At 45.9% G+C, this 5517-nt stretch carries 7 protein-coding genes; 1 reads left to right on the top strand and 6 read right to left on the bottom strand.

The window, feature by feature from the left end:
* The 6 genes from ACTF7Q_RS04910 to ACTF7Q_RS04935 form a co-directional block, all read right to left on the bottom strand.
* Positions 1-1159, bottom strand: a 1159-nt coding sequence (locus ACTF7Q_RS04910) for a hypothetical protein (protein WP_438996743.1), incomplete at its 3' end; no start/stop codon positions are given.
* Between the two features lie 181 nt (positions 1160-1340).
* A complete protein-coding gene (locus ACTF7Q_RS04915; protein ID WP_438996744.1) occupies positions 1341-2300 on the bottom strand; it encodes a nickel/cobalt transporter in 960 nt (319 codons plus the stop codon).
* Positions 2297-2965 carry a DUF1007 family protein gene (locus ACTF7Q_RS04920; protein WP_438996745.1) on the bottom strand — a complete coding sequence of 223 codons (669 nt, stop codon included), beginning with the start codon at positions 2963-2965 and terminating at the stop codon, positions 2297-2299. Before ACTF7Q_RS04920 ends, ACTF7Q_RS04915 begins: the two co-directional genes overlap by 4 nt.
* Entirely contained in the window at positions 2946-3344 is a 399-nt protein-coding gene (locus ACTF7Q_RS04925) for a Fur family transcriptional regulator (protein WP_438996765.1), read from the bottom strand. Before ACTF7Q_RS04925 ends, ACTF7Q_RS04920 begins: the two co-directional genes overlap by 20 nt.
* A complete protein-coding gene (locus ACTF7Q_RS04930; protein WP_438996766.1) occupies positions 3334-4191 on the bottom strand; it encodes a metal ABC transporter permease in 858 nt (285 codons plus the stop codon). Before ACTF7Q_RS04930 ends, ACTF7Q_RS04925 begins: the two co-directional genes overlap by 11 nt.
* Positions 4184-5029 carry an ATP-binding cassette domain-containing protein gene (locus tag ACTF7Q_RS04935; protein WP_438996746.1) on the bottom strand — a complete coding sequence of 282 codons (846 nt, stop codon included), beginning with the start codon at positions 5027-5029 and terminating at the stop codon, positions 4184-4186. The genes ACTF7Q_RS04930 and ACTF7Q_RS04935 overlap by 8 nt, the downstream gene beginning before the upstream one ends.
* Before the next feature lie 153 nt (positions 5030-5182).
* On the opposite strand from ACTF7Q_RS04935, the gene ACTF7Q_RS04940 reads away from it, so the two are divergent.
* Positions 5183-5517: metal ABC transporter solute-binding protein, Zn/Mn family (locus ACTF7Q_RS04940; RefSeq protein WP_438996747.1), on the top strand; the 335-nt coding region annotated here is incomplete at its 3' end.

The raw sequence follows: 5517 nt of genomic DNA on the forward strand, positions 1-5517 counted from the left end.
AATATGTATCACCATTAGTACCACAGCATTCGCATTTTAGATGGCCATGTTCTTTGATTACTTTTTGCAGTTTGCCTATACGTAACTTTGGACTTCGCTCACGAACATAATGCGAGACTAGCTTCCTTTCGCCCTCGGTTTGCTTGGCGTGGCCTTTTTGTTCTAATTCCTCAAACCGAAAGGCATCTATGTTTGTTTCAACTTTTACGTGACCACCACCCACTTCATTTTCTGTGGCTTCAAGGCTGAAGTCGTCTGAGGAATTAACATATTCCTGCAATTTAATATTAGAAGAAAAGGATCGCGCTCCAATTTTTCCCCAAGTGCCATCGATAGGGGATCGATAGAAGTCAATATTTGTACGGTTATGATATTGCTGTAATGTCTGGCGCAACTCAAAAATGGCCTTATCTATTGCCACCAGTGAATCAAACCCACCATTGTTTAGAAACATGAGTGTCTGGCGCTTGCTACACAGATAAATCAAATCACGTAATACTTGCTTTTTGTCGGAAGAACTCACCATCCTCTCAAATTTGTCTGTATATAGAAAGAATAAGAGTGCATGGCGCATAGGAACTTGCTTTTCCTGCAGAAAATCATCACACCATAAGGAGAATTGCCATGCGTTGTCTGATTTAATTAGTTCCTGTTGTGTGTCCGTTGGCAAAAGTTTCCATGCAATTGTGACATCGAGTAAAAACTCTATGGCATAAAAATAGTGTTTGTAACGTCGTCCAACCCTCCCAATTCCCGACAACGCAGGATGAGAGATAACTTGTCCATTTGCGTCTGGTAAACCGCCCCAAGAAAGGATTTGATTGATTCTTCGGATTTTTGTTTCTGCTTTTACAGAAATGCTTACGCCTTCAAGTTTTTGCCCAAGAGGAAATAGATAGATCAACCACATGATTTCAGCAACTAATTGGTAGTTATCGTCATCACCCCCTTCAAGTTGAAGTCTGAGTTTGTCCCAAAAGTCTTTAGCACTATAGTCTGCATTATGGATAATGCGTCGCTGAACTTCTCGTAGATTAGGTTCAGTCCATATCGCTTTGTCATTGAACAAAGCCGCATCTTTGAAAAAACATCTATCGCGCCAGTCTTCTGCCGCTTTATAGACATCCTCTCGCCAAGATAATTCATTCCATCGTGCCATTTGCTTTCTCCCCTTTATCAAAGAGAGAATAGTAAACGCATACTGATTAAATTTTCGTTAATGGGGGTGATGCTTTTGCCATCACTTAACGCGGCTTTTTGTGGCGCATTCTTTGGGGTGCGTTATTTGATCGTGTCAGTCAGCTTCGGCAAAGGTGAGTCTGGCCATGCTGTAATTCATCTTACCTGAACGGATGAACCGGCGCGAATAACGCGATGTTGAGGAGTGCCGCGCCGAAAGCAAAGATGACAACGCCGCCGATAAGCCCAACCACATCCATTATGCGCCCCAGCGCCAGATTCCCCTCAGGCAACATTACCAGTAGCCGTTTGGCCGTCTGTCTAAGATAGACAGAGATCGTGGCCAGTAAACTGACGGTCAAAGCCGTGCCCAAAGACATCGCCAATACGGACAATAATCCGGCCATTTTAAGATTCAGCGCATATGCAAGCAGCAAAACAATCACCGCGCCAGAACATGGGCGAATCCCGATTGACATGACGATGCCGATAAATGTTCTGAAGGATAACGGGCTTTCAAGATCGGTGGCGGTTGGTCCATGTGCATGGTTACAGTCATGTGCATGATGGTCATGGTGGTGTGCATCATCATGCGATGAAGATGTCTTGAATATATTGATCAAGCGTAATGCGCGCATAATCACAATCATCAGACCGACTAGCGCTATCAATGCAAAGCTGGCGATTTCAACATCAGTGGCCATGCTTCGTGTTTGCCGCATCGATAATTCGAGAAACCAAACAGCCGATGTAACGATAACTATCGCCGTGACACCCTGAATCAGGGCGGCGGCAAGTGATAATATCACACCACGGCGCAACTGGCTTTCATGCGAGAGCAAATAGGTCGAGATCACAATCTTGCCATGTCCAGGCCCAGCGGCATGAAACACGCCATAAAAAAAGCTAAGGGCAATCAGCACTAAAGATGCACTAAAGCCATCAGTTTCAACACGCCGCAAGGCTTCTGATAGGCTTTGATGCAAATCGCGTTGCACAGATTGCACGGCGATCAAATATTCTGACCAGACAAGGTTAAAGCCAGATCCTAACCAAAAGATCAAGCCTGTCAGAACAGCTCCTATGCCAAACAATAATAGTGGTGTCTTCCAGCCAGTCATTTGCATGTTACATGAATGGTTTCTGCGAAAAGACGGCCAATAGTGGTGTCAGGGTTGTCGTCTAGGCTGGATGACTGGGACAAGGCGATAGCATCGGCAGACGGATTCGGTTGCAAGATTTCCGTACGACAATTATCCGGCGCAGTGCCCTGAAAGGAAATGGTCTCGCCCTCGGCATGATACATCTCGATATAATAGGTTGGGTCAAAAATCGCGTAAGAAAAAGCCTGTGATGCAGGATCGACAGGGCTTTTCATTAACACGGTAAAGCCCATCCAGAAGCGATTTTCGCGGATTTCGGCTACAGCCTCGCCTTGCTGTATCAGCGGCAGAGTGACCCCATCACGTTTGGCCAGCGTAAAATAATTATAGGGCTTCAGATTTTCCATAAGTTCAGCAGCTTTTTGCTTGATAGCAACCTCAACCCCATCGGGGTGCAAAGCGGCTTCCTCAAGCATCGCTGCCGAAAAAAAATCATCAAAAAGCCATTCCTGATAAATAGCTGACACCTTGTCATTTCCATCGAGAATAATCTGGCTTTTCAAATCAACCCACATATGCGGGTGCGCGTTTGACACAGAAACCCACCCCATGATCAGGCAGACTGCCCCGATAATGAAGCGAGAGGGGATACAGCGAGAGGGATTACGCATTTTCGCACGCATCACAAACACCATGTAGTTCAATGCTGGATTTGGAGGTTTTGAATTTCGTCTTTTCTTCTAATTCGGCAAGAAAAAGTGAGACAGTATCGTCACATATTTCTTCAACTTGGTCACATTTGTTACAAATTACGAAAGCGGGCACACTGTTTTTCTCACATGACAAATGCGAACAGCTAATAAAGGCATTCAGGCTTTCCAGCCGATGTACCCGACCAATTAAAATCAATTTTTCCAGCGCGCGATAAACCTGAAGTGGTGCGCGCATACCAACATCCCTGAGTTCATTAAGGATCATATATGCGCTCATCGCGCCTGTTCCTTTTTCAAGGACGTCCAAGACAAGTTTTTGGTTCTGAGACAGGTTGTTACTATTTATCATCTGTTGTGACACCGGTGTTGCTTCCGTCGCCTCGTTTGTTTTGACCATCATGTCCGAATAGGCCTGATGGCATTGGCAGCAAAGACAGAATAAAACATATTAGCGCGGCCACAACAATACTCGGCCCGGCAGGCGTGTCTAATTCAAGAGAGCCAAATAGCCCAGACCACACTGAAATCACGCCAATAAGGATGGCAAAAAATGCCATTTGTTCAGGCGAGCTTGAAAAGCGCCGCGCCGTTGCCGCCGGAATGATGAGCAATGCCGTAATGAGCAATACCCCAACGATCTTTAATGACACAGCGATTACCGCCGCCATCAATATCATGAAAATGATATTCACATGATCCGGTTTGGCACCTTCTGCTAAGGCGAGTTCATAACTTACGGTAGCGGCAAATAATGCCCGCCAAATTAACACAAGCACAATAAGCACAGACAGGCCGCCACCCCAGATTATAGCAAGGTCAAACGTTGTAATGGATAGGATATCGCCAAATAGAAACCCCATCAGATCAACCCTGACCCAGGTCATGAAAGCCAAAGCGACAAGGCCAATAGCTAGGGCGGAATGCGCAAGCAAACCAAGCAAGGCATCTGAAGACAGGCTGGCGCGGCGTTGCAGGAAAACCAACATCAATGAAACAGCAACCGAAACCACAAACACAGCAAGTGTAACATTGACCTCAAAAAGCAATGCTAGGGCGACGCCAAGCAAAGCCGAATGGGATAGCGTGTCACCAAAATAAGCAAGTTTTCGCCAAATTATGAAACAGCCAAGCGGGCCAGCTACCAAAGCAACGCCTATGCCCCCGATTACGGCACGCACAAAGAAATCATCAAACATCTGCATTTGACCTCTTGGCGCTAACAGTGGTGTTGCTTGCCGTTGGCAACAGGCCATTGTCAGTAAGGTGATTATGCGCCAAAGCCGCCTCTTTGCCCTCAATATGGCCATCAGGCTCAATGCTACCATCAGGAAGATGCTCATGGTCATGTTGATGTTGGTAAAGGGCAAGGCCAGAGGCGGTGTGTTCACCAAACAGGGTTTTGAATTCATGGCTAGAGGTTACCGATGCCGGTGTGCCAGAACAGCAAACATGGCCATTGAGGCAAATAACCCGATCTGTTGTGGACATCACAACATGCAAATCATGCGAGATGAGCAAAATACCACAATTAAGCTCATTACGGATTTTTTCGATGAGCTTGTACAGCGCCATTTCACCATTGAAGTCAACGCCCTGAACCGGTTCATCAAGAACCAACAATTCGGGTGAACTCATTATGGCTCTGGCAAGCAGAACGCGTTGAAATTCACCACCGGATAAATTGCTCATCTGCATATTTGCTAGATGCGTCATTTCGGTGGCGGCTAGCGCATTGTGAATCTGTGTTTTATTGGCCTTGTGCGTGAGACGCAGAAAGCGGCTTACCGTTAAAGGCAAAGTCCAGCTTAATTCGAGTTTTTGCGGCACATAGCTGACACGTAATTTTGGCTTGCGATACGCCGTTCCTTCATCGGTTGCCAATACACCAAGAGCTAATTTCGCTGTTGTGGATTTGCCCGATCCGTTTGGTCCAATCAGTGTCACAATTTCGCCAGGCTCGACGCGCATCGACACCCCCCGAACCAACCATTTTTTTGATCTATAAATTCCAGCATTATCAAGCGATATGAGCATTTGTCTCTCTTAGCGTGAATGGACAGTCTGAATAATGTCGAGTCTGAATTATGTCGATTTGATCTTGTAATACAAGTGATCGTATGTAAATTTAGTGATGTTATAACATTACGTCAATAATGTTGTCCCTAAATCTTGCTCAAAGGTGCCAAAATGCGATACCTGACATCCGCCCTTCTTGCTTCAACTATGCTCACTTCAAATATCTCAATAGCACAAGCTGACATTAACGTTGTTGCTTCAATCAAACCTATTCACTCTCTGGTGTCCGCCGTTATGGACGGTGTTGGCGAACCCTTCCTAATCATCGATGGGGCTGGCTCGCCGCATACATACGCGCTGAAACCGTCACAAGCAGAACAACTTCAAGACGCTGACCTTGTTTTCTGGGTTGGCCATGATCTTGAGACATTTCTTGAAAAGCCTATTGAAGGGGTCGCCACCAAGGCAACATCAATAGCACTAATTGACACACATGATGTGACGAA

This window comes from Puniceispirillum sp. (SeqCode) (assembly GCF_965657105.1).
GTDB lineage: Bacteria > Pseudomonadota > Alphaproteobacteria > Puniceispirillales > Puniceispirillaceae > Puniceispirillum.